26 protein-coding genes are annotated in these 25,949 nt (G+C 63.9%); 17 read left to right on the forward strand and 9 right to left on the reverse strand.

Annotated elements, in window-relative coordinates:
• Nucleotides 1-11: 11 nt before the first annotated feature.
• From BLV18_RS04415 to BLV18_RS04425, 3 genes are read right to left on the reverse strand one after another with little or no spacing between them, the layout of a single operon-like run.
• Entirely contained in the window at nt 12-1,061 is a 1,050-nt protein-coding gene (locus tag BLV18_RS04415; RefSeq protein ID WP_049860654.1) for an alkene reductase, read from the reverse strand.
• A gap of 15 nt (nt 1,062-1,076) precedes the next feature.
• Nucleotides 1,077-2,243 carry an MFS transporter gene (locus BLV18_RS04420; RefSeq protein ID WP_056845080.1) on the reverse strand — a complete coding sequence of 389 codons (1,167 nt, stop codon included), beginning with the start codon at nt 2,241-2,243 and terminating at the stop codon, nt 1,077-1,079.
• Between the two features lie 13 nt (nt 2,244-2,256).
• Complete coding sequence (locus tag BLV18_RS04425; RefSeq protein ID WP_049860656.1) at nt 2,257-2,559, reverse strand: ArsR/SmtB family transcription factor; 303 nt, start codon at nt 2,557-2,559, stop codon at nt 2,257-2,259.
• Nucleotides 2,560-2,700: 141 nt separating this feature from the next.
• On the opposite strand from BLV18_RS04425, the gene BLV18_RS04430 reads away from it, so the two are divergent.
• Nucleotides 2,701-3,273 (forward strand): acyl carrier protein phosphodiesterase, encoded by a 573-nt coding sequence (locus BLV18_RS04430; protein ID WP_090356580.1) that lies wholly within the window; start codon nt 2,701-2,703, stop codon nt 3,271-3,273.
• A gap of 124 nt (nt 3,274-3,397) precedes the next feature.
• Here BLV18_RS04430 and BLV18_RS04435 read toward each other — a convergent pair whose 3' ends face one another.
• Together BLV18_RS04435 and olsB are read right to left on the reverse strand one after the other, a co-directional pair.
• Nucleotides 3,398-4,168 carry a lysophospholipid acyltransferase family protein gene (locus tag BLV18_RS04435; protein WP_090356582.1) on the reverse strand — a complete coding sequence of 257 codons (771 nt, stop codon included), beginning with the start codon at nt 4,166-4,168 and terminating at the stop codon, nt 3,398-3,400.
• Nucleotides 4,168-4,923 (reverse strand): L-ornithine N(alpha)-acyltransferase, encoded by a 756-nt coding sequence (olsB, locus tag BLV18_RS04440; protein WP_090356584.1) that lies wholly within the window; start codon nt 4,921-4,923, stop codon nt 4,168-4,170. The genes BLV18_RS04435 and olsB overlap by 1 nt, the downstream gene beginning before the upstream one ends.
• Nucleotides 4,924-5,131: 208 nt before the next feature.
• Between olsB and BLV18_RS04445 the strand changes: the two genes are divergently transcribed.
• The 4 genes from BLV18_RS04445 (at nt 5,132) to sbcB (ending at nt 9,330) form a co-directional block, all read left to right on the forward strand.
• Nucleotides 5,132-6,211: a serine hydrolase domain-containing protein gene (locus tag BLV18_RS04445; protein ID WP_090356586.1), complete on the forward strand. Its 1,080-nt coding sequence runs from the start codon at nt 5,132-5,134 to the stop codon at nt 6,209-6,211.
• On the forward strand, nt 6,208-6,537 hold the full coding sequence (locus tag BLV18_RS04450) for a hypothetical protein (RefSeq protein WP_049860661.1): 330 nt from the start codon (nt 6,208-6,210) through the stop codon (nt 6,535-6,537). The genes BLV18_RS04445 and BLV18_RS04450 overlap by 4 nt, the downstream gene beginning before the upstream one ends.
• Before the next feature lie 122 nt (nt 6,538-6,659).
• Nucleotides 6,660-7,817: a phospholipase D-like domain-containing protein gene (locus tag BLV18_RS04455; RefSeq protein ID WP_090356588.1), complete on the forward strand. Its 1,158-nt coding sequence runs from the start codon at nt 6,660-6,662 to the stop codon at nt 7,815-7,817.
• A 73-nt stretch (nt 7,818-7,890) separates the two neighbouring features.
• On the forward strand, nt 7,891-9,330 hold the full coding sequence (gene sbcB / locus BLV18_RS04460) for an exodeoxyribonuclease I (protein ID WP_090356590.1): 1,440 nt from the start codon (nt 7,891-7,893) through the stop codon (nt 9,328-9,330).
• 83 nt (nt 9,331-9,413) lie between these two features.
• Here the strand turns inward: sbcB and mvaT are convergent, their stop codons facing one another.
• The gene (mvaT, locus tag BLV18_RS04465; protein ID WP_049860664.1) at nt 9,414-9,794 is read right to left on the reverse strand and encodes a histone-like nucleoid-structuring protein MvaT; all 381 of its coding nucleotides are present in this window, start codon (nt 9,792-9,794) and stop codon (nt 9,414-9,416) included.
• A gap of 314 nt (nt 9,795-10,108) precedes the next feature.
• Here mvaT and purU point away from each other — a divergent pair, with 314 nt between their 5' ends.
• Together purU and BLV18_RS04475 are read left to right on the forward strand one after the other, a co-directional pair.
• Complete coding sequence (gene purU / locus BLV18_RS04470) at nt 10,109-10,960, forward strand: formyltetrahydrofolate deformylase (RefSeq protein ID WP_056845086.1); 852 nt, start codon at nt 10,109-10,111, stop codon at nt 10,958-10,960.
• A 2-nt stretch (nt 10,961-10,962) separates the two neighbouring features.
• The gene (locus BLV18_RS04475) at nt 10,963-11,190 is read left to right on the forward strand and encodes a hypothetical protein (protein WP_090356592.1); all 228 of its coding nucleotides are present in this window, start codon (nt 10,963-10,965) and stop codon (nt 11,188-11,190) included.
• On the opposite strand, the gene gpgF is transcribed toward BLV18_RS04475, so the two are convergent.
• Nucleotides 11,159-12,154: a glucosaminyl phosphatidylglycerol flippase gene (gene gpgF, locus BLV18_RS04480; protein WP_090356594.1), complete on the reverse strand. Its 996-nt coding sequence runs from the start codon at nt 12,152-12,154 to the stop codon at nt 11,159-11,161. The two genes, BLV18_RS04475 and gpgF, sit on opposite strands and share 32 nt — an antisense overlap.
• Before the next feature lie 362 nt (nt 12,155-12,516).
• On the opposite strand from gpgF, the gene BLV18_RS04485 reads away from it, so the two are divergent.
• Nucleotides 12,517-13,989: a helicase HerA-like domain-containing protein gene (locus BLV18_RS04485; protein WP_090356596.1), complete on the forward strand. Its 1,473-nt coding sequence runs from the start codon at nt 12,517-12,519 to the stop codon at nt 13,987-13,989.
• Between the two features lie 69 nt (nt 13,990-14,058).
• Here BLV18_RS04485 and BLV18_RS04490 read toward each other — a convergent pair whose 3' ends face one another.
• Nucleotides 14,059-15,531 carry an inorganic phosphate transporter gene (locus BLV18_RS04490; RefSeq protein ID WP_090356598.1) on the reverse strand — a complete coding sequence of 491 codons (1,473 nt, stop codon included), beginning with the start codon at nt 15,529-15,531 and terminating at the stop codon, nt 14,059-14,061.
• Between the two features lie 298 nt (nt 15,532-15,829).
• Nucleotides 15,830-16,030 carry a hypothetical protein gene (locus tag BLV18_RS04495; protein ID WP_049860670.1) on the reverse strand — a complete coding sequence of 67 codons (201 nt, stop codon included), beginning with the start codon at nt 16,028-16,030 and terminating at the stop codon, nt 15,830-15,832.
• Between the two features lie 295 nt (nt 16,031-16,325).
• Here BLV18_RS04495 and pcaR point away from each other — a divergent pair, with 295 nt between their 5' ends.
• From pcaR to pcaC, 9 genes are all read left to right on the forward strand, one after another.
• Nucleotides 16,326-17,210, forward strand: coding sequence for a pca regulon transcriptional regulator PcaR (pcaR, locus tag BLV18_RS04500; RefSeq protein ID WP_192065221.1), 885 nt, complete (start codon nt 16,326-16,328; stop codon nt 17,208-17,210).
• A gap of 291 nt (nt 17,211-17,501) precedes the next feature.
• Complete coding sequence (gene pcaK, locus BLV18_RS04505; protein ID WP_049860672.1) at nt 17,502-18,848, forward strand: 4-hydroxybenzoate transporter PcaK; 1,347 nt, start codon at nt 17,502-17,504, stop codon at nt 18,846-18,848.
• Between the two features lie 133 nt (nt 18,849-18,981).
• Complete coding sequence (locus BLV18_RS04510) at nt 18,982-19,842, forward strand: CoA transferase subunit A (RefSeq protein ID WP_090356600.1); 861 nt, start codon at nt 18,982-18,984, stop codon at nt 19,840-19,842.
• Nucleotides 19,839-20,618: a CoA-transferase subunit beta gene (locus tag BLV18_RS04515; RefSeq protein WP_056845092.1), complete on the forward strand. Its 780-nt coding sequence runs from the start codon at nt 19,839-19,841 to the stop codon at nt 20,616-20,618. Before BLV18_RS04510 ends, BLV18_RS04515 begins: the two co-directional genes overlap by 4 nt.
• Nucleotides 20,615-21,820, forward strand: coding sequence for a 3-oxoadipyl-CoA thiolase (gene pcaF / locus BLV18_RS04520; protein WP_177331312.1), 1,206 nt, complete (start codon nt 20,615-20,617; stop codon nt 21,818-21,820). Before BLV18_RS04515 ends, pcaF begins: the two co-directional genes overlap by 4 nt.
• Before the next feature lie 221 nt (nt 21,821-22,041).
• On the forward strand, nt 22,042-23,331 hold the full coding sequence (locus BLV18_RS04525) for an MFS family transporter (RefSeq protein WP_090356603.1): 1,290 nt from the start codon (nt 22,042-22,044) through the stop codon (nt 23,329-23,331).
• A gap of 45 nt (nt 23,332-23,376) precedes the next feature.
• On the forward strand, nt 23,377-24,741 hold the full coding sequence (locus BLV18_RS04530; protein WP_090356605.1) for a 3-carboxy-cis,cis-muconate cycloisomerase: 1,365 nt from the start codon (nt 23,377-23,379) through the stop codon (nt 24,739-24,741).
• 10 nt (nt 24,742-24,751) lie between these two features.
• On the forward strand, nt 24,752-25,540 hold the full coding sequence (gene pcaD, locus BLV18_RS04535) for a 3-oxoadipate enol-lactonase (protein ID WP_090362008.1): 789 nt from the start codon (nt 24,752-24,754) through the stop codon (nt 25,538-25,540).
• A 12-nt stretch (nt 25,541-25,552) separates the two neighbouring features.
• A complete protein-coding gene (pcaC, locus tag BLV18_RS04540; RefSeq protein ID WP_090356607.1) occupies nt 25,553-25,945 on the forward strand; it encodes a 4-carboxymuconolactone decarboxylase in 393 nt (130 codons plus the stop codon).
• Nucleotides 25,946-25,949: the final 4 nt, after the last annotated feature.

Here is a 25,949-nt window from a genome sequence, read left to right on the forward strand (position 1 = left end):
CGGCCTGCCGCTTACATGCGCGGGTAGTCCAGGTAGCCAGCAGCGCCCTTGGCGTAGAACGTTTCAGGGTGTGGCTCGTTCAGCGGTGCATCGGCCTGCAGACGCTCGGGCAGGTCGGGGTTGGCGATGTACGGCACGCCGAAGGCCACGGCATCGGCGATGCCGTTGGCCAGGGCAGCGTTGGCCGAGGCCTTGTCGAAACGCTCGTTGACGATGTACGGACCGCCGAATGCATCACGCAGTTGCGCGGCCAGGCTGTCTTCCCCTTCTTTCTCCCGGGCACAGATGAACGCGATGCCACGCTTGCCCAGCTCGCGGGCCACATAGGTGAAGGTTTCGGCGCGGTTGGCGTCGCCCATGTCATGCAGGTCGGCGCGTGGCGAGAGGTGCACGCCGACACGGTCGGCGCCCCAGACGTCGATGGCCGCATCGGTCACTTCCAGCAGCAGGCGCGCGCGATTTTCCAGCGAGCCGCCGTAGGCGTCGGTGCGCTGGTTGGTGCTGCTCTGCAGGAACTGGTCGAGCAGGTAGCCGTTGGCGCCGTGGATTTCCACGCCGTCGAAGCCGGCGGCCTTGGCGTTTTCCGCGCCCACACGGTAGGCCTCGACGATGTCGGCGATTTCAGCGGTTTCCAGCGCCCGTGGCGTTTCGAAACCGGTGATCGGACGCACCAGGCTGACGTGGCCGTCAGCAGCGATGGCGCTGGGGGCCACCGGCAGTTCGCCGTTCAGGTACAGAGAATGGGAGATACGGCCCACGTGCCACAGCTGCAGCATGATCCGCCCACCGGCGGCGTGTACGGCCTGGGTGACGTTGGCCCAGCCACGCACCTGGTCGTTGGACCAGATGCCGGGGGTGTCAGGGTAACCGACGCCCATGGGCGTGACCGAGGTCGCTTCGCTGAGGATCAGGCCGGCGCTGGCGCGCTGGACGTAGTAGTCGGCCATCATCTGGTTCGGCACGCGGCCTTCGTCGGCGCGGCAGCGGGTCAGTGGGGCCATGATGATACGGTTCGGCAGTTCCAGCGCGCCGAGCTTGATCGGGTCGAAAAGTGTAGTCATGGAAAACAGCCTCTATCAGTGAGTGGCAGGTGCCAGGTCCGGAGTCCGGGTCTGGCGAAAAGTGATCAGGGTGACGATCAGGGCGAGCACGGCCAGGACCGCCGCGGCCAGTGGCACGCTGGTCAGGCCGAGGCCGCCGGCGATGACGGCGCCGCCGATCCAGGCGCCCAGGGCGTTACCGACGTTGAAGGCGCTGATGTTCAGGGTCGACACCAGGTTGGGTGCCGACTTGCCGAAGGTCACCACGTTGATCTGCAGCGCAGGCACGGCGGCGAAGGCCGCAGCGGCCCACAGGAACAGGGTGATTTCGGTGGGAATGACGGCGACTGCGGTCCAGCTCAGCGCGGTGGACACCACCGCCATGGCCGCGAACACGCCGACCAGGGTCGCGCCCAGGCGTCGATCCGCCAGCTTGCCGCCGATGATGTTGCCCACGGTCAGGCCCAGGCCGATCAGCAGCAGGGTGTAGGTGACGCCGCGCGGCGAGATGCCGGTGACATCGCCCAGCAGCGGCGCGATGTAGGTGAACAGGGTGAACATCGACGCGGCGAACAAGGCCGTCATGCTCAGCGACAGCCAGATCCCGGCGCCCTTGAGCGCCGACAGTTCGGCGACCATGTCCAGCTTGGCTTCTTCGCGATTGCTCGGCAGAAAACGCAGCAGACCGATCAGGGCGACGACGCCGATCAGCGTCACCACCCAGAAGGTCGAACGCCAGCCTGCGGCCTGGCCCAATGCGGTGCCCAGCGGCACACCCAGCACGTTGGCCAGGGTCAGGCCGGTGAACATCAGGGCCACGGCCGAAGCGCGCTTGTTGGGCGCGACCAGCCCCGCAGCCACCACCGAACCGATGCCGAAGAAGGCGCCGTGGGACAACGCGGTGACCACCCGGGCGAACATCAGCACGTTGTAGTCGCTGGCGATCGCGCACAGCAGGTTGCCGATGATGAAGATGCCCATCAGCACCACCAGCGCCGCCTTGCGTGGCAGGCGCGCGGTGGCCAGGGCCATGAATGGGGCGCCAATGGCGACGCCCAGGGCGTAGCCGGTGACCAACCAGCCGGCGCTGGGGATGCTCACGCCGAGATCGCCCGCCACATCGGGCAGCAGGCCCATGATGACGAACTCGGTGGTGCCGATGGCGAAAGAGCTCAGCGCCAGGATCAGCAGGGATAGAGGCATGGAAAAATCCTTGTCAGAGCTGTTCGCTCATTTGCGCGAGAAACGCCTGGATGACGTCCTCGTTGCGTTTGAAAAAGTGCCACTGGCCAACCTTCTTGCTGCTGATCAGACCGGCCCGTTGCAGGGTCGCCAGATGGGCGGAGACGGTTGACTGCGAGAGGCCGCAGCGTTGATCGATCTGCCCGGCACACACTCCGTTTTCGGTGCTGTGGTGCTGATCGGGAAACTGCCCCTGGGGATCCTTGAGCCACGCCAGGATTTCCCTGCGCACGGGGTGGGAGAGGGCTTTTATTATTTCGTCGAGATCAAGAGGCATGACGGACTCGGCTTATATCGGGACGGGACGAAATATATATCTGTATTTCGCGATATACAAATATGATTGCGTGCTAACGAAGGGCCGTTCGGCTATATCGGGTTATAACGATACAGGCGCAATGGTGCTAAGCTGCCCGCCATGAACTACCTTGCGCACCTTCATCTCGGCGGTCCTTTACCTGAGCAACTGCTCGGCAGCCTCTATGGCGATTTCGTCAAGGGCCGCCTGGAGGGGCGCTTCAGCGCGCCCCTGGAAGCCGGCATCCGGCTGCACCGGCAGATCGACGCGTTCACCGACAGCCATCCGCTGGTGCTGGCTGCCATTGGCCGTTTTCCGGCAGAGCGGCGACGCTATGCCGGGATCATCGTCGACGTGTTCTTCGATCACTGCCTGGCGCGGCACTGGGCGGATTATTCACAGCAGCCGTTGGCGGACTTCTCACGCCACGTCTATCGCGTGCTGGCCGCCGAAGCCGACCTGCCCGGACGGCTGGCGGCCATGGCGCCGCACATGATCGCCGAGGATTGGCTGGGGTCGTACCGCGATTTCCGGGTCATCGAGCGGGTGCTGCAAGGCATCTCGCGGCGCTTGTCCAGGCCCGAGGGGCTGGCCGGGGCGTTCGATGAAGTGCAGGCGCTGTATGAGCCACTGAGCGAGGATTTTCGGGCGTTCTATCCGGTGGTGCAGGGGTTCGCTCGGGAAATGCGGTGATCGTGCCGACGCTTTCGCGGGCAGAGGGCTCGCCGCCCGCCCCGCTCCCACAAAGTCCATCCCCTATCCCCTATTATGTGGGAGCGGGCTCTGCCCGCGAAGGGCGCACCGCGGTCTTCCAGACTCACGCCGCCCGCCGCATCTCCTCGACCTCACCGAACAACGCCAGCCGCACCGCCTCCTGCGCTTCAAAGGCCAGCGCCGCCCGTTCCTTGCCCGTGCTGGCAATCGGCGTCAGCACCTGAATCAACACCTGCCCCCGAGGCTGCGCAAACAGTCGCAACAGGTGCGACAACAGATCGTCATCGCCCACGAACGGCGCGATCGGATCCAGATCGCCGCCCCGTTCATAACGGATTGCGATCGGCTGCACCGCCACGCCGGCATCGATGGCGCTGGACATCAGCCGCCCATGGAACGTCCGCAGGCTGTGTCCATCGGTGGTCGTGCCTTCGGGGAAGATCATCAGGTCCAGATCGTTGCGCAGGTGCTGGGTCATCTGCCGGCGGATCAACTGGCTGTCGCCCGCGCCGCGGCGGATGAACAGCGTCCCGGCCTTGAGCGCCAGCCAGCCGGCCACCGGCCAGGTGCGGACTTCGGCCTTGGACAGGAACGAAAGCGGCGCCAGCATGCCGAGCAGCGGGATGTCGGTCCAGGACACATGATTGCCGACCCATAGCATGGGCGTGCGTGGCAACTCGCCCTGCACGGTGACTTCGAAGGGCAGGGCGTTGCTCAGACGTTCCATGAACCAGCGCGACCAGCGCTGGCGCCGCTCCATGCAGTTCGGTACGCGCAGCCGCTCCAGCAGGCTGAACGTCCCGGCCAGCGCCAGGCCCAGACCGATCACCCAGAGCAGCCGCAGGATGCGCGCGTAGACGCGCCAGCGCGGCATCACACGGCCGCCTTGAAGTGGCGGGCATAGCGCGGGCAGAGGTCGTCGCGCTTGAGCAGGATGAACACGTCGGCCACCTGGAAATCCGGGTCCCAGCACGGCTCGCCGCAGATCTTCGCGCCCAGGCGCATGTAGGCCTTGAGCAGCGGCGGCAGTTCGGCGATGACGTTGCCGGGAATGTCCAGGCTCGGCAATGGCATCTTCGGCTCGGCACGCAAGTGCTCGTTGCACAGGTAGCGCTCGCGCAGCCGCTGCATGATCGCCTGGGCCTGGATGCCGCCGTCCTGCATCGGAATGCTGGCGCAACCCATCAGGTAATCGTAGCCGCCTTCGTTGAGCACCTCGGCCAACTCGCCCCAGAGCACCGCGATGGGGCCGCCGTTGCGATAGGCCGGCGCAACACAGGTGCGGCCGATTTCCAGGATCGAACCTTGCAGATGCCGCAGACCGTGCAGGCTGAATTCCTCTTCGCTGTAGAAGCGGCCCAGCCGATTGGCCGCTTGATGGTCGAGCAGGCGGGTGGTCGCCACCAGCCGCCCGGTGGCCAGGTCGCGCACCCCGATGTGCTGACAGTGGGCATCGTAGTCGTCGACGTCCAGACCCAGCTCGGCGCTCTTGAGCGTGGCGTTGAGTTCGGTGCTGAACACGGCGAAGCGCAGGGCCTGGGCCTCGTGCAGAGCTTGCGGGCCGGTGAGGCGTTCGGCCTGCAGACGGCGTTCGGTACGGGTGTCGCCAGAGCGTGCGATCTGAGTCATTGCAAGTCTCCAAAAGCCGGCCGGTGAGTGCGGCAGGTCGATTTTGCTAGGCATGGCCAGCCTAGGAAGACGCGGTGTCACCCCCGTGAAGCTTTGGTGATGCTTGCGTGACAGACCCGGCGGCCGCATGCCACACAACTCTTGCAGCGAACGGCTGTCATACCCGCACTGCACACTCGCGCCAACCCCGCTCACGAGCCTTTCCCGCATGTCGCGTCTGTTTATCCTGTCGATCTTTCTGCTGTGCTCGGTATCGGTGGGTGCGCAAAGCTGGCCGTCTGCGCAGTGGCCCCAGGCATTGGCACCGGCGTCGCCGGCCATTGCCGAGCTGGAGCGCTATGCGTTCGTGCCGCGCGATGACGTCACGCGCGAAGGCGTGCGCACCGACGCCTTGCTGGTCATCCGCGACGGCGAGATCGTCTACGAGCGCTACGCCGGGCCAGGCGCCGCCGATCGGGTGCATGCCACCTGGTCGATCAGCAAGAGCCTGCTGGCAACGGTGATGGGCGTGGCCTACGGCGAAGGGCGCTTCGCCCTGGAGGATGCCGCTGCCGACTATTTCCAGCCGCTCGACTCCCATCGTGACATCCGGGTCGAGGACCTGTTGCACTGGGCCTCGGGGCTGGACTGGGAGGAGGACTACGAATACGCACCGCTCAATTCATCGGTGGTGGCGATGCTCTACACACGCGGCCGCCAGGACATGGCCAGTTACGCTGCCAGCCACCGACGTGCCCATGCCCCCGGCGAACGGTTTCGTTACTCCAGCGGCGACAGCAATCTGCTCGCCGCCGCGCTGCGCAACATGGTCGGCCTGCATGAATACCCGGACTACCCCTGGCAGGCGCTGTTCACCCCGCTGGGCATCGACCGGGCGGTGTGGGAGACCGATGCCAGCGGCACCTTCGTCGCCTCTTCATATGCCTACCTGACCGCGCGGGATCTGGCGCGCGTGGGCCTGCTCATGCAGCGCGATGGCCAATGGCAGGGCCGGCAGTTGCTGCCCCAGGCCTGGGTCGCCTTCAATCGCACTCCATTCGCCCCGAGCCGGGACGTGCCGGGCGAGCCGGCCGCAGGCGCGCATTGGTGGCTCAACAGCAACGCCGCCTGGCCCCACGCCCCGCGCAGCACCATGGCAGCGCTGGGGCACTGGGGGCAGGCTCTTTACGTGTTGCCCGAGCAACGTCTGGTGGTCGTGCGCTATGCCGACGATCGCGATGCCAGCTTCAGCCATGACGCTCTGCTGCAACGGCTGCTGGCCGCCTTTGCCCCGGAGAGTGGCCAATGAGCACCGGCAAGCGCGCCTGGGTGGCCCTCAGCTTGCTGCTATCGCTGACGGCGGCCACCTGGCTGTGGCACGAGCGCACCCAGTTGCTGGCATTTCCGGACATCCTAAGTGCCTATTCGGCAAAAGAGTACTGTTCATGCCGCTACGTCATGCAAAACAGCGTCGAGTACTGTCAGAGCTACATCAGACAGTATCTGCCGTTGAGCAGCCTGAGCGAAGACTCGGGCCAGCGGCGGGTCCTGGCCAGTGGTCTGGGACGCAGCAACACGGCAGCCTGGGTCGGTCCGCGGCAAGGCTGCCGGTTGATTCCGGGGAGTGATGGATGAAACTGCCCACGCCACGTTGCCTGCGTCGATCACTGGCCTTTTCTTTCACTTGGTTACAGGACTGCCCATGCGTGATTCGAACGGCTTGCAAGCGACCCTACCTGTCATGAAGGGGCGCTGATATGGGCGGGCCGGTGTTCCCATGGCGCAATTCCAGCGAGTTCGAACTGCTCATCGATGGGCCGCAGTTCTTTCCGCGCATGCTCGAACGCATCGGCCAGGCCGAGCACACGATCGATCTCGAGCTCTACCTGGTGGAAGCCGGTGCCTGCGCGGCGGCTGTGGTTCAGGCTCTGCAGGCGGCTGCAGTGCGTGGTGTCCATGTGCGCTGCCTGTTCGACCATTACGGCTCGCTGGCCTTCACCGCGGAACTGCGCGCACAGCTGACCGACGCCGGCGTCGAGCTGCGCTTCTACAACCCGATCAGTTGGCGCCGCGGCGTGCGCAACCTGTACCGCGACCACCGCAAGCTGCTGCTGGTGGACCAGCAATGGGCGATGGTGGGCGGCACCGGCGTGACCGACGAATTCTGGCAGCCGGATGAAAGTGTCAGCGAATGGCACGAAGTGATGGTCGCCATCACCGGCACCCTGGTCGCCGACTGGCAGATGCTCTTCGACCGCCAATGGCGCGCCAACCTCAGGCGCACCGCCTGGCGCCCGCCGACCCATTTCGGCCTCGCGCGCGTGCCGCCCATGCCCGAAGGCGGCCAAGGGCTGGGTCGGGTAGCCTACGCGGACGCTCGTCAACATCGCGACATCCTCCAATCGCTGGTGCGCGCGCTCAACAGCGGACAGCGGCGCATCTGGCTGGCGACGCCGTATTTTCTGCCGACCTGGAAGGTGCGCCGTTCTCTGCGCCGGGCGGCCAGTCGCGGCCTGGATGTGCGGCTGTTACTCACCGGCCCGCGCACCGACCACCCCTCGGTGCGCTACGCCGGGCACAACTATTACCCCAAGCTGCTCAGGGCCGGGGTCAAGATCTACGAATACCAACCCTGTTTCCTGCACCTGAAAATGGTCTTGATCGATGACTGGGTCAGTGTCGGTTCTTGCAACTTCGACCACTGGAACCTGCGCTTCAACCTGGAGGCCAACCTCGAAGCGCTCGATCCCGGCCTGACCGAGGCGGTCGAGCGCAGCTTCACCACCGACTTTGCGGCCAGCCACGAAGTCAGTCTCAGCGATTGGCGCCGTCGGCCGTTCTGGGGGCGGGTCCAGCAGCGCATCTTCGGCTGGATGGATCGCCTGAGCGTGGCCGTGTTCCGTCGCCGCGGCTGAAGCTGCTCGGCAGGCGTGGCCGGATGCCGGGCAGGGCTCTACACTGTCGCGCTACTGCGCACAGGACACCTCAGTGACTTCCAGCATCTTCTGGTACGACTACGAAACCACCGGCATCAATCCGCGCTGCGACCGGCCCTTGCAGGTCGCCGGGATCCGCACCGATGCTGACCTCAACGAGATCGCCGCGCCAGTCAATCTGTACTGCCAGCCCAGCGACGACATTCTTCCGCACCCTGCGGCCTGCATGATCACCGGCATCACCCCCGAGCGCCTGGCCGACCGCGGCCTGAGCGAGGCCGACTTCATGACCCGGGTCCACGCACAACTGGCGATGCCCGGTACCTGCGGAGCCGGCTACAACACCCTGCGCTTCGATGACGAGATGACCCGTTACAGCCTGTACCGCAATTTCTTCGACCCCTATGGGCGGGAATGGCAGGGTGGCAACAGCCGGTGGGACCTGATCGACGTGGTGCGTGCGGCCTATGCCCTGCGTCCGGACGGCATCGAATGGCCAGAGGTGGACGGGCGCGCCAGCATGCGCCTGGAGCTGCTCACGGCGGCCAACGGCATCGACCATGGGCAGGCCCATGACGCGCTGTCCGACGTCCGCGCCACCATCGCCCTTGCACGTTTGATCCGCCAGCGCCAACCCAAACTGTACGACTGGCTGTTTCAAATGCGCAGCAAACAACGGGTGCAGCAAAGCATTCAGCTGTTGCAGCCGCTGGTACATGTTTCCGGTCAATTCGGTGCTGCGCGACGCTATGCTGCAGTGGTTCTGCCACTGGCTTGGCATCCGACCAATCGCAATGCGTTGATCGTCTATGATCTGGCTCACGATCCCCAACCCTTGATCGAACAAAGTATCGAAGTATTGCAAGAGCGGTTGTACAAGCGGCGTCAGGATCTGGCCGAAGGCGAAGCGCCCGTGCCTTTGAAACTTCTGCACATCAATCGTTGCCCGGTCATCGCGCCCCTCAACGTATTGCGCGATGAAGATTGGCAGCGCCTCAATCTGGATAAACCGCTCTATCAGGCTCGGGCGATGCGCTTATGCAATGACCAGCCGCAATGGCATTACAAATTGTCACCGCTCTATCAAACGACGACGTTTCCCGAGAGTGCCGATCCAGAGCAGCAGTTGTATGACAGCTTCATTGGCGACCGCGACCGATTATTGTGTGAACGCATTCGTACATTGGATCCACAACAGTTGGCGAGCGCGGACTGGGTGTTCGATGACCCGCGACTGCCCGAATTATTGTTTCGCTATAGAGCGCGCAACTTTCCGGACACCCTGAATCCTCTTGAAACACAGCGCTGGTTGCAATTCTGCCAACAGCGCTTGAGCGATCCTGTGTTTGGCGCACCCAATACCTTGCAGGGTTTCAATGCCGCGCTGGGCGAATGCATGGCCAAGGCTGATCCGGCGCAGACGCAAGTGCTGCGGCATTGGCAGGCCTACGCTCAGGCATTGGCGGTACGCGTGGGCATGGTGCCTCATTGAGCTGAACAGAGGCCATAAAAAAACGCCAGTCCTGGGACTGGCGTTCTTTGATTGGCACGGTGCGACTTAACAAGATGTAACGATTAGCCCAGGAAAGTGGCCCAGGTCTCGACCACATCGCCACCCCATTTGGCTTTCCATTCTTTCAGGGTCTTGTGGTTGCCACCTTTGGTTTCGATGACTTCACCGTTGTGCGGGTTCTTGTATTGCTTGACCTTGCGCGCGCGCTTGGTGCCGGTAACTTTTCCGGTGGCAGGGCGCGGTGCCTTGTTCAACTTGGCTTCCGGGTCCAGCAGGGCGATGATGTCGCGCAGCGACTTCTGGTATTCGCCCATGAGGGTGCGCAATTTGCCTTCGAATTCCAGTTCGGTTTGCAATTTGTCGTCTTGCGACAGGTTTTTCAAGCGGGCTTGAAGCTCTTTGATGGCTTCTTCTGTAGCGCGATATTCGTTGATCAGGGACATGGTGGTACCTCGGGAATGCAAGTGTCAGTGAAAACAGTGGTGTGATAATAAGCATCCTTCCGAACCAAGTAAACAATTAACGTGAACAGCGTTTTTAGCCGGGCCGGTTATCCACGATTCAGGTGAAGGGTTTTTCATGTTTACATCCGCACATCTATATAATACCTGCCCCTGTATCGACACTGTGCTCGTCGGCGCCGATCGGTGCAGCAGGGCGGCTCTGCACCTGACAGCCAAGGCTGCAATCAATACTGCAGACTTGCCCGTCAACCGCTAGAATGGCGCCCTTTGCGAAGTTTCTGGAGTTTGAATACATGCGCACTTTTCGGCTGGTGACCGCTTGCCCGGACCGCGTTGGCATCGTTGCCAAAGTCAGCCATTTCCTGGCGTCCCACAATGGCTGGATCACCGAATCGAACCACCACTCCGATGACCAGAACGGTTGGTTCTTCATGCGCCACGAAATTCGTGCCGACACCCTGCCGTTCGATATCGAGGCGTTCCGCGCCGCGTTCGCGCCCATCGCCGAAGAATTCGCCATGGAATGGCGGGTCACCGACACCGCGCAGAAAAAGCGCGTGGTGCTCATGGCCAGCCGCGAATCCCACTGCCTGGCCGACCTGCTGCACCGCTGGCACAGCAACGAGCTGGACTGCGACATTGCCTGCGTGGTGTCCAATCACGATGATCTGCGCAGCATGGTCGAATGGCATGGCATTCCCTACTACCACGTGCCGGTCGACCCTGCGGACAAGCTGCCGGCGTTTGCCGAGGTCTCGCGCCTGGTCGATCAGCACCAGGCCGACGTCGTGGTGCTGGCGCGCTACATGCAGATCCTGCCGCCGCAGCTGTGCCAGGCCTATGCCGGCAAGATCATCAACATCCATCACAGCTTCCTGCCGTCCTTCGTCGGTGCCAAGCCGTACCATCAGGCCTCGCTGCGTGGCGTGAAACTGATCGGTGCTACCTGCCACTACGTGACCGAAGAGCTGGACGCCGGTCCGATCATCGAGCAGGACGTGGTCCGTGTCAGCCACAGCGACAGCATCGACGACATGGTGCGTTTCGGCCGCGACGTGGAGAAGATGGTTCTGGCCCGTGGCCTGCGCTATCACCTGGAAGATCGGGTGATGGTGCACGGCAACAAGACCGTCGTGTTCAGCTGAACATGAACGAGCCCGGCGACAAGGCCAGTGCAAAGCCGTTGCCGGTGCTTGGGGCGGGTTGCGCGAGCCGTTATGATCCCGAAGCGCTGAACGAAGAACACGGCACCGAGTTTCCCGGTGCCGAGGCGTTGTGGGCGCAACAGGTGTCGGAACAGCAGCAGGGTACGCCTGCCCGCGACGCCGACACGCCTGCCGAGCTCAACCCTGACGAGCCCGCAGCAACTTGTTGAGCAGGGGCTTGCCCAGCAGGGCGACGAACACCGGGCCGCCGGCGATCAGGTAGAAATAGTAGGTCACCAGTCGCCAGATCAGGATGGCGGCAGCGGCGGTCGACTTGCCCACCATGGGCGCCAGCAAGGCGGCCGAGGCCAGCTCGGCCGCGCCCGCGCCACCGGGCAACAGGCTGAACTGGCCGGCACTCAGGGCCAGCATCTGGATCAGGAAACTCCACGCCCAGTCCACCTCGCTACCCAATCCCTGCAAGGTGAAATACAGCACGCTGTAGCGCAACGTCCAATGCACGCAGGTCAAGGCGAACACTTGGGCGAGCACGCGGCGGGGCAGGCGGAAATTGTCGGCGAAGGCGTCCAGAAAGTGCAGCAGCTTGCGTGCCCAGCGCCGGCGCGTGGCCGGCTTGATCCGCAGCAGTCGCAGGAATCGACCGTTGAGCTTGATCGCCGGGCGGTGATAGCGCGCCAGCATTGCGCAGGCGACCAAGGCCCCGGCCATCAGGATACCGCTGGCCAGCAGCATGCTTTCCAGGGCCTGGCTGAGGTTGTGAAACAGCGCGTAGACCAGAATGCACAGCAGGGCGAAAAAGAAGAACATCAGGTCGTTGAGCTGGTCCATGGCGAACACGGCGCTGGTCTTGGCCGCGCCGATGCCGTGCCGGCCGAGCAGTGCCAGCAGTGTCAGCGGTGCGCCGCTGCCGCCAGGGGTGGCGCAATAGGCGAACTCTGCGGCCATCACCACGGCCACGGTCTTCAGCCGACCGATGCGCGTCGCCTGCTCGGCCAGCAGCAGGCGCAGGCGCGTGGCATTCACCACCCAGCCGACACAGATCATGCCGAACATGCCCAGCAGCAGAAGCAACGAGAACCCGCGCAGACGCTGAAGCATTTCGGTGCCGCCCATGATCACTGGAATCAGTACGGCGACGACGATGATCAGGACCAGCCACAGCATTCGGTTCATGGCTGGTGGTTCGCCGCGAGGTTGCAGGGAAGCGAAAGGGGAGTGCGCTGCATGGGAAAGTCCGTATGGGCCGGCGCCAGGCCGTCGTGGCCGAGATGATAGCCGCGTAGGGGGGATTCGTCAGCGGCTTGGCGTTGTGGGGCTTGGCTGGTGCACGAATTCTCGGGCCTCTTCGCGGGCAGAGGGCTCGCCGCCCGCCCCGCTCCCACAGGCGTATCTGTGCATGTGGGAGCGGGTCTCTGCCCGCGAAGAGGCCCTCACTGACTCCCACAGAAATGCTTCCAGCGCACGTTTTTCCTGCACGCCGACTTTTTTGGCATTACGCTGGGTCATGCTTCATTGAATAAAAACAGAGGTGCAAGATGACGGATGCCAGACACGTACTGTTCGGTGCCGATTCCAGCGGTGAACCCGTAGGCCTGGACCTGCGCTTGGCCAACCGCCATGGTTTGATCGCCGGGGCCACCGGGACCGGCAAGACGGTGACCTTGCAGCGCCTGGCCGAGGCGTTCAGCGAGGCCGGGGTGGCGGTGTTCGCCGCCGATATCAAGGGCGACCTGTGTGGCCTGGGTGCCAGCGGCAACCCTCAGGGCAAGATCGCCGAGCGCATCGCCCAGATGCCTTGGCTGAATTATCGCCCTCAGGCCTGCCCCGTGACGTTGTGGGATATCCAGGGCCAGTCCGGGCATCCACTGCGAACCACGCTCAGCGAAATGGGGCCGCTGCTGCTGGGCAGCCTGCTGGAGCTCACCGACAGCCAGCAGTCGGCGCTGTACGCCGCCTTCAAGGTGGCCGATCGCGAGGGCCTGCTGCTGCTCGACCTCAAGGACCTCAAGGCCTTGCTCAACCACCTTCGGGACAATCCCGAGCTGCTGGGCGACGACAGCGCCTTGATGACCACGGGGTCGAGCCAGGCCCTGTTGCGCCGTCTGGCCAGCCTGGAACAGCAGGGCGCCGAAGCGCTGTTCGGCGAGCCGGCCTTGCGTCTGGAAGACATTCTGCACCCCGACGCCGAGGGTCGCGGCCGCATCCATTTGCTCGACGCCAGCCGCCTGGTCCACGAAGCCCCCAAGGTCTATGCCACGTTCCTGCTGTGGCTGCTGGCCGAACTGTTCGAGCAATTGCCCGAGCGCGGTGATGCCGACAAGCCGCTGCTGGCATTGTTCTTCGACGAAGCCCACCTGCTGTTCAACGGCACGCCCAAGGCCTTGCAGGATCGTCTGGAACAGGTGGTGCGGTTGATCCGTTCCAAGGGCGTTGGCGTGTACTTCGTCACTCAGTCGCCCAGCGACCTGCCCGATGCGGTGCTGGCCCAGCTCGGCCTGCGCATCCAGCACGGCCTGCGTGCATTCACCGCCCGCGAGCAGAAGGCCTTGAAGGCCGTCGCCGAAGGCTTCCGACCCAACCCTGAGTTCGACACCCTGGCCGTGCTGACCGAATTGGGCACGGGTGAAGCCTTGGTCGGGACGCTGCAGGAAAAAGGCACCCCGGCGATGGTGCGACGGGTCGCGATCGCGCCACCGCAGTCGCGCATCGGCCCACTGACCGACGCCGAGCGGGCAGCCACGGTGCGCAACTCGCCGCTCGCCGGTCGCTACGACAAACCGATCGACCGCGAGTCCGCCTATGAAATGCTGACTGCGCGTAAACTGCCGCCGACGGCAGATCCGGTACAGCCAGCGGAGCCGAGCCTGGCCGACAAGGCCGGGGAGTTTCTCAGTGGGGCGGCGGGGCAGGCGTTGAAGTCGGCGATGCGCCAGGCTGCCAACCAGTTCGGCCGCCAGTTGGTGCGTGGCTTGATGGGTTCCCTGTTGGGAGGGAGCAAGCGCAAGTAGCGCAGGAGGTTTCTTCAGCCATGCAAAAAGGCGCCCGCGGGCGCCTTTTTGCAGAGTGTCACGCGGTGGTCATCCCACCAGTTGGCTGGCCAACCAGAACAGACCGGCCGCCAGGCCCATGGAGGCCGGGAGGGTCAGCACCCAGGCCAGCATGATGGTACGAACCGTGCCACCTTGCAGGCCGCTCTTGTTGGCCACCATGGTCCCGGCCACACCCGAGGACAGGATGTGCGTGGTCGAGACCGGCAGGCTGAACACGTTGGCCGCGCCGATCGCGCACGCGGTGACGATCTGAGCCGACATGCCCTGGGCATAGGTCATGCCCTGCTTGCCGATCTTCTCGCCGATGGTCAGAACCACACGCTTCCAGCCGACCATGGTGCCGATACCCAGCGCCAGGGCCACGGCCAGAATCACCCAGAACGGCGAATACTCGGTGGTGGCAGTGAGGTCCTTGCGCAATTTCTCCAGATCGGATTTCTCGCGCGGTTCCAGTGCCGGCAGCTTGCCGACCTTCTTCGCCGTATCATCCAGGCAGAGCAGGTAGCGACGCACTTCGATACGGTGTTCGGCAGCCAGCGAGTGGTAGTCGGAGACGCCATCGAGGGTGCTCAGCAGCGCTGCGATGGTCGGTTCGGTCTGCTGTGGATTGCAGCTGAATTTCTCCGGCAGATCGCCTTGCTGAGCCTTGCCCAGCGCCAGGAACTCACCCAGGGTGGCCTGGTTGCGCTGGTAGAACTGGCTCAGGTGCTGGGTCGCGTCGCGGGTCCGCTCGATCTGGTAGGTGGTCGCGTTCAGGTCCAGCACGAACTGCTGCGGAACGATACCGATCAACACCAGCATGATCAGGCCGATGCCCTTCTGGCCATCGTTGGAACCGTGCACGAAGCTCACGGCCATGGCCGACAGGACCAGCACCAGGCGATTCCAGAACGGTGGGTGTTTCTTGTCGTCCAGCTTGCGGCGCTGCTCCGGGGTCTTGTGCATCTTGGACGCCGGACGCCACCACTTCAGGCCGATCAGCACCAGGGCCGCCGCCACGAAGCCGGCCAGGGGCGAGAACACCAGCGAGGCACCGATATCGATCGCCTTCTGCCAGTTGACCCCGTCGCCCAGCGGGATGTCGTTGATCAGCGCGTTGGCCAGGCCCACGCCCAGAATCGAGCCGATGAGGGTGTGCGAGCTCGACGCCGGAATGCCGAAATACCAGGTGCCCAGGTTCCAGGTAATGGCCGCGGCCAGCAGCGAGAACACCATGGCCAGGCCGTGTCCGGTGTTGACGTTGATCAGCAACTCGACCGGCAGCAGGTGAACGATTGCATAGGCCACGCCGACGCCGCCCAGCAGTACACCCAGGAAGTTGAAGATACCGGACAGGAACACCGCCAGATGGGGCGGCATGGCCTTGGTATAGATGACTGTGGCGACCGCGTTGGCGGTGTCATGAAAGCCGTTGATGAATTCGAAGGTGAGTACGAACGCCAGCGCTAAGAACAGGCTGATCAGCACCCACGCATCCAGTGCGCTGAATAATTCGATCATGAAGGTTTTGTGACCGGGCCATTGAGGGGGCGCGATTATGCCAGAAATCGACGCGGTATGACCCCCCAGGCGCTGACCGGTGGGTCCGCTTTTCGAGCGACCGGGCAATGGCGGCAGCGCATGTCTTGCAGACAAGCCTGGCTCGAGCCCCGAAAATTCGGGCTATCGATAGGCCACGATAAAGCGGTGAGCCAGGAGAAATGATTCAAACGGTCGTATGAAATCTGTCAGCGGATGACGCAATTCTGAAGACAATTGACGTGGCACAAGCGGCCCATGGCCGCCTGCCACGTTTGTGTCATGCGTTCTGTTGCTCGAGATCCTTTTCGATCTTCTGGATCTCTTCCTGAAAGGCCTGATCGAGAATGCTGGCACGTTTGCGCCACGGTTTGCGTTCTGGATCTGGCTGAGCGGCATAGGTGGTGATCTCACCGCCGTAGACTTCCTTGTAACGTTGTTCCTGGCGCTCCAGTTGCGCGCGCAGTTCGTCTTTCGTCACTTTTATTACTCTGTTATTTGGAAAGTTGAAACCCACCGATGAGGCGTCGAAAGCCGCCTGGCAGTTGGAGCCCGCATTGTAGCCGGTTGCAACCGCGACAGGGCAGGGAGGCCGTTTATTCGGTGTGTATCAATGTGCAGAACACAATCTGAGAAAGCACAGACAGGAATAAGTTTCAGGGCGCCCGGCAACGCCATCCGGCCAAGAATCGGATCAGCGCAATGGATTTGCGATTATCGCCCACCGGTCCGATAATCGCCCTCGGTCGGTTTCGAACATTCCAGAGGGCAGCACCATGAGCGAACACACACCACCGGCAGGCACGTCAGCGACCGGTTCGAAAGTGCCACAGCGCCCTGCGTTCAGCTCACTGGCCCCGCCGATCGTCGCATCGCCTGCCAAGCGCATTCAGGCCTTCACCGGCGACCCGGACTTCATGACCTCGCTGGCCCGCGGACTGGCGGTGGTGCAGGCGTTCCAGGAGCGCAAGCGACACCTGACCATTGCGCAGATCAGCCACCGGACGGAAATTCCCCGCGCTGCCGTGCGGCGCTGTCTTCATACCCTGATCAAGCTCGGTTATGCCACCACCGATGGGCGCACCTACTCGCTGCTGCCCAAAGTGCTGACCCTGGGCCATGCCTACCTGTCCTCGACGCCCTTGGCCGTCTCGGCGCAACCCTACCTGGACCGCATGAGTGAGCAGTTGCACGAAGCCTGCAACATGGCCACCCTCGAAGGCGATGACATCCTCTACATCGCTCGTTCGGCCACGACTCAGCGGCTGATTTCGGTGGACCTGTCGGTGGGCGGTCGGCTGCCGGCGTACTGCACTTCCATGGGGCGCATCCTGCTCGCGGCACTCGACGACGCGTCGCTGCACGAATACCTGCAGCACACCGATCTTGCGCCCAAGACCAGTCGGACCCTGACCAACAAAACCGCGTTGCTGGAGTGCCTGGAACGGGTTCGCCAGCAGGGCTGGTGCATCGTCGATCAGGAGCTGGAGCAAGGGCTGCGTTCGATTGCCGTGCCGGTGTACGACGCGTCGGGGCAGGTATTGGCCGCGCTGAATGTCAGCACCCATGCCGGTCGCGTCACCCGGGCGGAACTTGAGCAGCGTTTTCTGCCGATCATGCTGTCGGCCAGTCGCGATCTGAGCGCGCAGTTGTTCGCTTGAACGCTTGGCGGGGGCTCTGCATGGCAGTGTGCGGTGACCGCACACATCCGCCAGTGCCCGATTGACCCGGCCGGGGCGCGCTGACTAATGTCCATCGCATCGACCGCTCAAGCGGTCGCCAATAAAAATAGCGAGGATCACCTCATGCCCAACGCCTTCAGCTTTTGCTCCCTTTGCGTTCCGACGCTCACCACGCGACACCCCTAGACCTTCGACTGCCCAGGCATGCGGCCGCATGGCCTGCATCGACGTGCCCGTCTTTCCCGGACAATCACAATGACAAGAACAACAATGAACAAACCTGCCAACGCTGCGGGGCTGTGCCTGGATGTGCAGACCCTGATCAATGACCGACCGCTGTCGCGCTATCAATGGCGCGTGGTCATCCTGTGTTTCCTGATCGTCTTCCTCGACGGGCTGGACACTGCCGCCATGGGCTTCATCGCACCTGCGCTGTCGCAGGAGTGGGGCATCGACCGCGCCAGCCTCGGACCGGTGATGAGCGCCGCATTGATCGGCATGGTGTTCGGCGCCCTGGGCTCCGGGCCATTGGCCGACCGTTTCGGGCGCAAGCTGGTGCTGGTCGGCGCCGTGCTGGTGTTCGGCGGGTTCAGCCTGGCTTCGGCCTACAGCAGCAACGTCGATCAACTGCTGATCCTGCGCTTTCTCACCGGGCTGGGGTTAGGGGCCGGCATGCCCAACGCCACTACGCTGTTGTCCGAGTACACCCCGGAGCGCTTTCGTTCGCTGCTGGTGACCAGCATGTTCTGCGGGTTCAACCTCGGCATGGCCGGGGGCGGGTTCATGTCCGCCAAGCTGATTCCCGCCTTCGGCTGGCACAGCCTGCTGTTGCTCGGCGGCGTTCTGCCGCTGGTGCTGGCGGTGGTGTTGATGATCTGGCTGCCCGAGTCGGCGCGGTATCTGGTGGTGCGCAACAAGGGCGTGGAAAAGATACGTCGCACCCTGGCGCCGATCGACCCGGAGCAGGTGGCGCGGGCCGAGCGTTTCAGTGTGCCCGAACAGAAAACCGTCAAGGCGAGCAACGTGCTGGCGGTGATCTTTTCCGGCACCTACCGCGCCGGCACCCTGCTGCTGTGGCTGACCTACTTCATGGGCCTGGTGATCGTCTACCTCCTGACCAGCTGGCTGCCGACGCTGATGCGCGAGAGCGGCGCGAGTCTGGAGCAGGCCGCGTTCATCGGCGCGCTGTTCCAGTTCGGCGGTGTGCTGAGTGCCGTGGGCGTGGGCTGGGCCATGGACCGGTTCAACCCGCACAAGGTCATTGCCACGTTCTACCTGCTCGCTGGCGTATTCGCCTACGCGGTCGGGCAAAGCCTGGGCAACATCACGCTGCTGGCGACGCTGGTACTGATTGCCGGCATGTGCGTCAACGGCGCGCAGTCGGCCATGCCGTCGCTGGCCGCGCGCTTCTACCCCACGCAAGGGCGTGCCACCGGGGTGTCCTGGATGCTGGGGATCGGCCGTTTCGGCGCGATCCTGGGGGCCTGGATGGGCGCGACCTTGCTGGGCCTCGGCTGGAATTTCGAACAGGTCCTGACCGCGCTGGTCGTTCCTGCCGTGCTGGCCACCGTGGCCTTGTTGATCAAGAGTCGCGTCAGCCACGCCGACGCGACCTGAAACACGCCGCTGTATCGTTCGATTATCGAACGGATAGTCGATAATCGGATTGTTCGTGAGGAGCTGGCGCCCTAACCTGTACGCCAGCTTCATTCAAACAAGATGGCTCACAGTATCGAGGAGTCCTGCCCACATGGCTGCAATCCTGTCGCTTACCGATGCGGTGAAGCAATTCGTCAACGATGGTGACACCGTCGCGCTCGAAGGCTTCACCCACCTGATTCCAACCGCCGCAGGTCACGAGATCATTCGTCAAGGCAAGAAAGACCTGACGCTGGTCCGCATGACCCCCGACCTGATCTACGATCAGTTGATCGGCGCCGGTTGCGCTCGCAAGTTGATCTTCTCGTGGGGCGGCAACCCCGGTGTCGGCTCGCTGCATCGTCTGCGCGACGCGGTCGAGAAGCAGTGGCCCCAGTCGCTGGAGATCGAAGAACACAGCCATGCCGACCTGGCCAATGCCTACGTCGCCGGCGCCTCCGGCCTGCCATTCGCGGTCCTGCGGGCCTACGCCGGTTCCGATCTGCCCAAGGTCAACCCGCTGATCAAGACAGTCACCTGCCCGTTCACCGGCGAAGTGCTTGCAGCCGTGCCTTCGGTACGCCCCGACGTCACCGTGATCCACGCGCAGAAAGCCGACCGCAAGGGCAACGTGCTGCTGTGGGGCATTCTTGGGGTGCAGAAGGAAGCGGCCTTGGCCGCCAAGCGCTGCATCGTCACGGTCGAGGAAATCGTCGATGACCTCAACGCGCCGATGAACAGCTGTGTGTTGCCGGCCTGGGCGTTGGCCGCCGTGTGCCATGTGCCCGGTGGTGCGCATCCGTCCTACGCCCATGGCTACACCGAGCGCGATAACGTGTTCTACCAGGCCTGGGACCCGATCGCCCGCGACCGCACGACCTTCACCGCCTGGATCGACACGTACATCCGTGGTACCCAGGACTTCAGCGAATACCAGGCGAAACTGGCCAGCGCAGCGCAGGTGACTCCATGACTTACTCCACCAACGAGATGATGACCGTCGCAGCCGCGCGGCGTCTGCAAAACGGCGCGGTGTGCTTCGTCGGCATCGGCCTGCCGTCCAAGGCCGCCAACCTGGCCCGTCTGACCTCCTCGCCGGACGTGGTGCTGATCTACGAGTCCGGCCCGATCGGCGCGAAACCCACTGTGCTGCCCCTGTCCATCGGCGATGGCGAGCTGGCAGAAACCGCCGACACCGTCGTGCCCACCGGTGAGATCTTCCGCTACTGGTTGCAAGGCGGACGCATCGATGTGGGCTTTCTCGGCGCCGCTCAGGTCGACCGTTTCGGCAACATCAACACCACGGTGGTGGGCGACTACCATCAGCCCAAGGTCCGTCTGCCGGGCGCCGGTGGTGCACCGGAGATTGCAGGTTCGGCCAAGAGCGTGTTGATCATTCTCAAACAGTCGCACCGCAGCTTCGTCGAGAAGCTCGATTTCGTCACCTCGGTCGGCCATGGCGAAGGCGGCGATTCGCGCAAGCGCCTGGGCCTTCCAGGACAGGGGCCGGTAGGGATCATCACCGACCTGTGCATCATGGAACCTGAAGCCGGCTCCAACGAATTCGTGGTGACGTCCATTCACCCGGGCGTGACGCGTGAACAAATCAGCGCAGCGACCGGCTGGCCGATCCGCTTCGCCGACCAGGTGCAGACCACGGCCGAGCCTGACGCCACGGAACTCGAAGCGTTGCGCGCCCTGGAAGCACGCACGGCGGCCGCCCACGGCCAGGCACCGGGAGAAGCATGATGCGCGACGTATTCATTTGCGATGCGGTGCGCACGCCCATCGGTCGCTTCGGCGGCAGCCTGGCCCACGTGCGCGCCGACGACCTGGCAGCGGTGCCGATCAAGGCGTTGCTCGAACGCAACCCCGGCGTGGACTGGGCGCAGCTGGACGAGGTGTTCATGGGCTGTGCCAACCAGGCGGGCGAAGACAACCGCAACGTCGCACGCATGGCGCTGCTGCTGGCCGGTCTTCCCGAAGGTGTACCTGGCGTGACCCTGAACCGCCTGTGCGCTTCGGGCATGGATGCGGTCGGCACAGCGTTTCGCGCCATCGCCAGTGGCGAAATGGAGCTGGCGATTGCCGGTGGCGTCGAGTCGATGTCGCGCGCGCCTTTCGTCATGGGCAAGGCCGATGCCGGTTTTTCCCGCAACATGAAACTGGAAGACACCACCATCGGTTGGCGTTTCATCAACCCCCTGATGAAGGCCCAGTACGGCGTCGATGCGATGCCGCAGACGGCAGATAACGTGGCCGACGATTGCCAGGTTTCCCGTGAAGACCAGGACGCCTTCGCCGTGCGCAGCCAGCAACGCACCGCTGCCGCACAGGCTGCGGGTTTCTTCGCCGAAGAAATCGTGCCGGTGCGCATTCCGGGTAAGAAGGGCGAAACCGTCGTCGAGCAGGACGAGCATCCGCGCGCCGACACCACCCTGGAAACCCTGGCCAGGCTCAAACCGGTCAACGGCGCCGACAAGACCGTGACCGCGGGTAACGCATCGGGTGTCAACGACGGCGCCGCCGCGATGATCCTTGCCAGCGCCGAGGCGGTGCAAAAGCACGGCCTGACTGCCCGTGGCCGCGTGCTGGGCATGGCCAGTGCCGGGGTCGCACCGCGGGTCATGGGGGTCGGTCCGGTGCCGGCCGTGCGCAAACTGCTCGAACGCCTGAACCTGGCGGTCGAGGACTTCGACGTGATCGAGCTCAACGAGGCGTTCGCCAGCCAGGGCCTGGCGGTGTTGCGCGACCTGGGGCTGGCGGACGATGCCGCGCAGGTCAATCCGAACGGCGGTGCGATTGCCTTAGGCCACCCGCTGGGCATGAGCGGTGCGCGGCTGGTGTTGACGGCGCTGCATCAGTTGGAAAAAAGCGGCGGCAAGCGCGGGCTGGCGACGATGTGCGTGGGGGTAGGGCAGGGGTTGGCGTTGGCGATAGAGCGGGTTTGAGGGGGACCTGACGGGCCTCTTCGCGGGCAGAGGGCTCGCCGCCCGCCCCGCTCCCACATAGATCAAATGTCCTTGTGGGAGCGGGTTTTTCTGTGGGAGCGGGCTCTGCCCGCGAAGAGGCCCTAAAGCCAACCCTCAACCTCCCAGACAGCCAATCACCTTGTGCCTGGGGTTGTAACAGGTTATGTCTAGCCTTTACCGACCTCAATGAGAACTAAAACATGACAACAGTTCATTACACCGGTGAGGAGCGCAAGAAGCGCATTTTCGCAATCGTCGGCGCGTCATCGGGCAATCTGGTGGAGTGGTTCGACTTCTATGTCTACGCCTTCTGCGCCATCTACTTCGCCCCCGCGTTCTTTCCCTCCGACGATCCCACCGTGCAATTGGTCAACACCGCCGGGGTCTTCGCGGCGGGCTTCCTGATGCGGCCCATCGGTGGGTGGCTGTTCGGCCGGGTGGCCGACAAGCATGGCCGCAAGAATTCGATGATGATCTCGGTGCTGATGATGTGCGCCGGCTCGCTGGTGATCGCCTGCCTGCCCACCTACGCCACCATTGGCGTCTGGGCGCCGATCATCCTGCTGCTGGCCCGGCTGTTCCAGGGCCTTTCGGTGGGCGGTGAATACGGCACCACGGCCACCTACATGTCGGAAGTAGCCTTGCGCGGCCAGCGTGGCTTCTTTGCATCGTTCCAGTACGTCACCCTGATCGGTGGGCAGCTGCTGGCGGTGTTGACCGTGGTCATCCTTCAGCAGTTTCTCGATGAGCAGGAGTTGCGCGCGTGGGGCTGGCGTATTCCGTTCTTCGTCGGTGCGGTGGCCGCGATCATTTCGCTGTTGCTGCGCCGTACCCTTGAGGAAACCAGTACCGCCGAGACCCGCAACGACAAGGACGCCGGCAGCATCGCCGGGCTGTTCAAGAACCACAGCGCGGCGTTCATCACCGTGTTGGGCTACACCGCAGGTGGCTCGCTGATTTTCTACACCTTCACCACGTACATGCAGAAATACCTGGTCAATACCGCGGGCCTGCACGCCAAGACCGCCAGCCTGATCATGACCGGCGCGCTGTTCCTGTACATGTGCATGCAGCCGCTGTTCGGCATGCTCGCCGACCGGATCGGCCGCCGTAACTCCATGCTCTGGTTCGCCGGTCTGGGTACCTTGTGCACCTTGCCGATCCTCATGGTATTGAAGACCGTCACCAGCCCGTTCCTGGCCTTCGTGCTGATCACCCTGGCCTTGGCCATCGTCAGCTTCTATACCTCGATCAGTGGTCTGGTCAAAGCCGAGATGTTCCCGCCGCAAGTGCGCGCGCTGGGCGTTGGCCTGGCCTACGCTGTGGCCAACGCCGTGTTCGGCGGGTCGGCGGAGTTCGTCGCGCTGAACCTGAAGAACATGGGCAACGAAAACGCGTTTTACTGGTACGTGACGGTGATGATGGCGATCGCGTTCCTGTTCAGTCTGCGCTTGCCCAAGCAACCCAAGTACCTGCATACCGACCATTAAGCCCACAGGCGCGCCTTGTGTGGCGCGCCGTTACAGGGGAGTTCCATGAGCCAACCGCCGAACAATCAGTTGTTCGATGTCTATTTCACTGCGCCCGCCATGCGCCAGATCTTCTGCGACCATGGCCGGGTGCAGGGCATGCTCGATTTCGAAGCCGCGCTGGCTCGTGCCCAGGCCCGCGTCGGCGTGATACCCGGCTCGGCAGTCGCCTCCATCGAGGCCGCCTGCAAGGCCGAGCAGTACGATTTTCAGGCCCTGGCGCAAGCCATCGCCAGCGCCGGCAATTCGGCCATTCCGCTGGTCAAGATGCTCGGCAAGGTCATCGCCGCTTCCGACCCCGATGCCGAGCGCTATGTGCATCTGGGCGCGACCAGTCAGGACGTGATGGACACCGGGCTGGTCCTGCAACTGCTGGCGGCGGTCGACCTGATCGAAGCCGACCTGCAACGTCTGAACGAGGCGCTGAGCCAGCAGGCCCGTCACCATGCCGCCACGGTCATGCCCGGACGCACCTGGCTGCAACACGCCACGCCCGTCACCCTGGGCATGAAGATCGCCGGCTGGCTCGGCGCCCTGAACCGCAGCCGGCAACGCCTGCGTGAGCTCAGGCCGCGGCTGGCCTGCCTGCAGTTCGGCGGCGCCTCGGGCTCCCTGGCCGCGCTCGGCGAACAGGCAATGCCGGTGGCCCAGGCGCTGGCCGAGGAACTGCACCTGAACCTGCCCGACCAGCCCTGGCATACCCAGCGCGACCGGCTGGTGGAACTGGCCTCGGTACTTGGCCTGGTGGCCGGCAGCCTGGGCAAGCTGGGCCGGGACATCAGCCTGTTGATGCAGACCGAAGCGGCGGAAGTGTTCGAGCCGTCCGCGCCGGGCAAGGGCGGTTCGTCGACCATGCCGCACAAGCGCAATCCGGTCGGTGCGGCAGTGCTCATCGGCGCTGCCACCCGAGTGCCGGGGCTTGTGGCGACGCTGTTCAGCGCCATGCCTCAAGAGCATGAACGCAGCCTGGGGCTATGGCATGCCGAATGGGAAACTCTGCCGGAGATCTGCTGCCTGGTTTCCGGTGCGTTGCAGCAGGCCCTGGCCATTGCCGATGGCATGCAGGTCGACGCTGAGCGCATGCGGGCGAACCTGGACCTGACCCAGGGCCTGGTGCTGGCCGAAGCCGTCAGCATCGTGCTGGCCCAGCGGATCGGTCGCGACCGCGCGCACCATGTGCTGGAACAGTGCTGCAAGCAGGCCGTCGCTCAAGGCCGACATCTACGTGCGGTGCTCGGCGACGAGCCGCAGGTCACCGAGCAATTGAGTGCCGATGAACTGGACCGTCTGCTGGACCCTTCGCACTACCTGGGCCAGGCCCAGGTCTGGGTTGAACGGGCCGTAGCCGAACACGATCTTTTGAATGCGTGAGGAGATGAGCGTGGCACAGGTACAACTCGCCGACGGCGAACTCGATTACAGCCTGGAAGGCCCCAAGGACAAGCCCGTCCTGGTGCTGTCCAACTCGCTGGGCACCGACCGACACATGTGGGACGGCCAGATGGCCGCCTTCACCGAACATTTCCAGGTGCTGCGCTACGACACCCGTGGTCATGGCCAGTCCCTGGTCACCCCTGGGACGTACACCATCGAGCAGTTGGGTGGCGACGTCCTGGCGTTGCTTGATGCCCTGAACCTGGACAAGGTGCATTTCTGTGGCCTGTCCATGGGCGGTCTGATCGGCCAATGGCTGGGCATCAATGCCGGCGAGCGCCTGCACAAGCTGGTGATCTGCAACACGGCGGCGAAGATCGGCACCCAGGACGTCTGGAATCCACGCATCGAAATGGTCCTCGGCCAAGGCGAGGCTGCCATGCAGGCGTTGCGTGACGCGTCCATCGCGCGCTGGTTCACCCCGGCGTTCGCCGAGGCCCATCCGCTGGAGGCCACACGCATCACCGACATGCTCGCCGCCACCTCCCCGCAGGGCTACGCCGCCAACTGCGCTGCGGTGCGCGATGCCGATTTTCGCGAACAGCTGGCTGCCATCCAGGTGCTGCTGTTGGTGATCGCAGGCAGCGAGGACGCCGTCACCACACCGGCGGATGCGCAGTTCATCGTCGAGCGGGTGGCCGGTGCACAGTACGCCGAATTTGCCGCTGCGCATCTTTCCAACGTCGAAATCGGTGCGCCGTTCAGCGACCGGGTCGTCGAATTTCTATTGCGCTGAAGGAGCCCGTTCGTGGACGAGAAAGAACGCTACAACGAAGGAATGAAAGTCCGGCGTGCCGTGTTGGGCGAGGCCCATGTGGAGCGCAGCCTGAACAACCTGACCGAGTTCAACAGCGAGTTCCAGGAGATGATCACCCGCCACGCGTGGGGCGATATCTGGACCCGTCCGGGTCTGCCGCGGCACACGCGCAGCCTGATCACCATCGCCATGCTGATCGGCATGAACCGCAACGAAGAACTCAAGCTGCACCTGCGCGCGGCCGCCAGCAACGGCGTCACCCGTGAGGAGGTCAAGGAAGTCCTGATGCAGAGTGCGATCTACTGCGGCATTCCGGCGGCCAACACAACGTTTCACCTGGCCGAATCGGTCTGGGATGAGCTGGGCGTCGAATCACGCCAGTGATGGG

This window comes from Pseudomonas coleopterorum, from assembly GCF_900105555.1.
GTDB lineage: Bacteria > Pseudomonadota > Gammaproteobacteria > Pseudomonadales > Pseudomonadaceae > Aquipseudomonas > Aquipseudomonas coleopterorum.

What these genes read in the sequence shown, in the direction of transcription:
- BLV18_RS04415 (WP_049860654.1), bottom strand. Translation starts at nt 1,061, where the DNA reads ATGACTACACTTTTCGACCCGATCAAGCTCGGCGCGCTGGAACTGCCG.
- BLV18_RS04420 (WP_056845080.1), bottom strand. Translation starts at nt 2,243, where the DNA reads ATGCCTCTATCCCTGCTGATCCTGGCGCTGAGCTCTTTCGCCATCGGC.
- BLV18_RS04425 (WP_049860656.1), bottom strand. Translation starts at nt 2,559, where the DNA reads ATGCCTCTTGATCTCGACGAAATAATAAAAGCCCTCTCCCACCCCGTG.
- BLV18_RS04430 (WP_090356580.1), top strand. Translation starts at nt 2,701, where the DNA reads ATGAACTACCTTGCGCACCTTCATCTCGGCGGTCCTTTACCTGAGCAA.
- BLV18_RS04435 (WP_090356582.1), bottom strand. Translation starts at nt 4,168, where the DNA reads ATGCCGCGCTGGCGCGTCTACGCGCGCATCCTGCGGCTGCTCTGGGTG.
- olsB (WP_090356584.1), bottom strand. Translation starts at nt 4,923, where the DNA reads ATGACTCAGATCGCACGCTCTGGCGACACCCGTACCGAACGCCGTCTG.
- BLV18_RS04445 (WP_090356586.1), top strand. Translation starts at nt 5,132, where the DNA reads ATGTCGCGTCTGTTTATCCTGTCGATCTTTCTGCTGTGCTCGGTATCG.
- BLV18_RS04450 (WP_049860661.1), top strand. Translation starts at nt 6,208, where the DNA reads ATGAGCACCGGCAAGCGCGCCTGGGTGGCCCTCAGCTTGCTGCTATCG.
- BLV18_RS04455 (WP_090356588.1), top strand. Translation starts at nt 6,660, where the DNA reads ATGGGCGGGCCGGTGTTCCCATGGCGCAATTCCAGCGAGTTCGAACTG.
- mvaT (WP_049860664.1), bottom strand. Translation starts at nt 9,794, where the DNA reads ATGTCCCTGATCAACGAATATCGCGCTACAGAAGAAGCCATCAAAGAG.
- purU (WP_056845086.1), top strand. Translation starts at nt 10,109, where the DNA reads ATGCGCACTTTTCGGCTGGTGACCGCTTGCCCGGACCGCGTTGGCATC.
- BLV18_RS04475 (WP_090356592.1), top strand. Translation starts at nt 10,963, where the DNA reads ATGAACGAGCCCGGCGACAAGGCCAGTGCAAAGCCGTTGCCGGTGCTT.
- gpgF (WP_090356594.1), bottom strand. Translation starts at nt 12,154, where the DNA reads ATGAACCGAATGCTGTGGCTGGTCCTGATCATCGTCGTCGCCGTACTG.
- BLV18_RS04485 (WP_090356596.1), top strand. Translation starts at nt 12,517, where the DNA reads ATGACGGATGCCAGACACGTACTGTTCGGTGCCGATTCCAGCGGTGAA.
- BLV18_RS04490 (WP_090356598.1), bottom strand. Translation starts at nt 15,531, where the DNA reads ATGATCGAATTATTCAGCGCACTGGATGCGTGGGTGCTGATCAGCCTG.
- pcaR (WP_192065221.1), top strand. Translation starts at nt 16,326, where the DNA reads ATGAGCGAACACACACCACCGGCAGGCACGTCAGCGACCGGTTCGAAA.
- pcaK (WP_049860672.1), top strand. Translation starts at nt 17,502, where the DNA reads ATGAACAAACCTGCCAACGCTGCGGGGCTGTGCCTGGATGTGCAGACC.
- BLV18_RS04510 (WP_090356600.1), top strand. Translation starts at nt 18,982, where the DNA reads ATGGCTGCAATCCTGTCGCTTACCGATGCGGTGAAGCAATTCGTCAAC.
- BLV18_RS04515 (WP_056845092.1), top strand. Translation starts at nt 19,839, where the DNA reads ATGACTTACTCCACCAACGAGATGATGACCGTCGCAGCCGCGCGGCGT.
- pcaF (WP_177331312.1), top strand. Translation starts at nt 20,615, where the DNA reads ATGATGCGCGACGTATTCATTTGCGATGCGGTGCGCACGCCCATCGGT.
- BLV18_RS04525 (WP_090356603.1), top strand. Translation starts at nt 22,042, where the DNA reads ATGACAACAGTTCATTACACCGGTGAGGAGCGCAAGAAGCGCATTTTC.
- BLV18_RS04530 (WP_090356605.1), top strand. Translation starts at nt 23,377, where the DNA reads ATGAGCCAACCGCCGAACAATCAGTTGTTCGATGTCTATTTCACTGCG.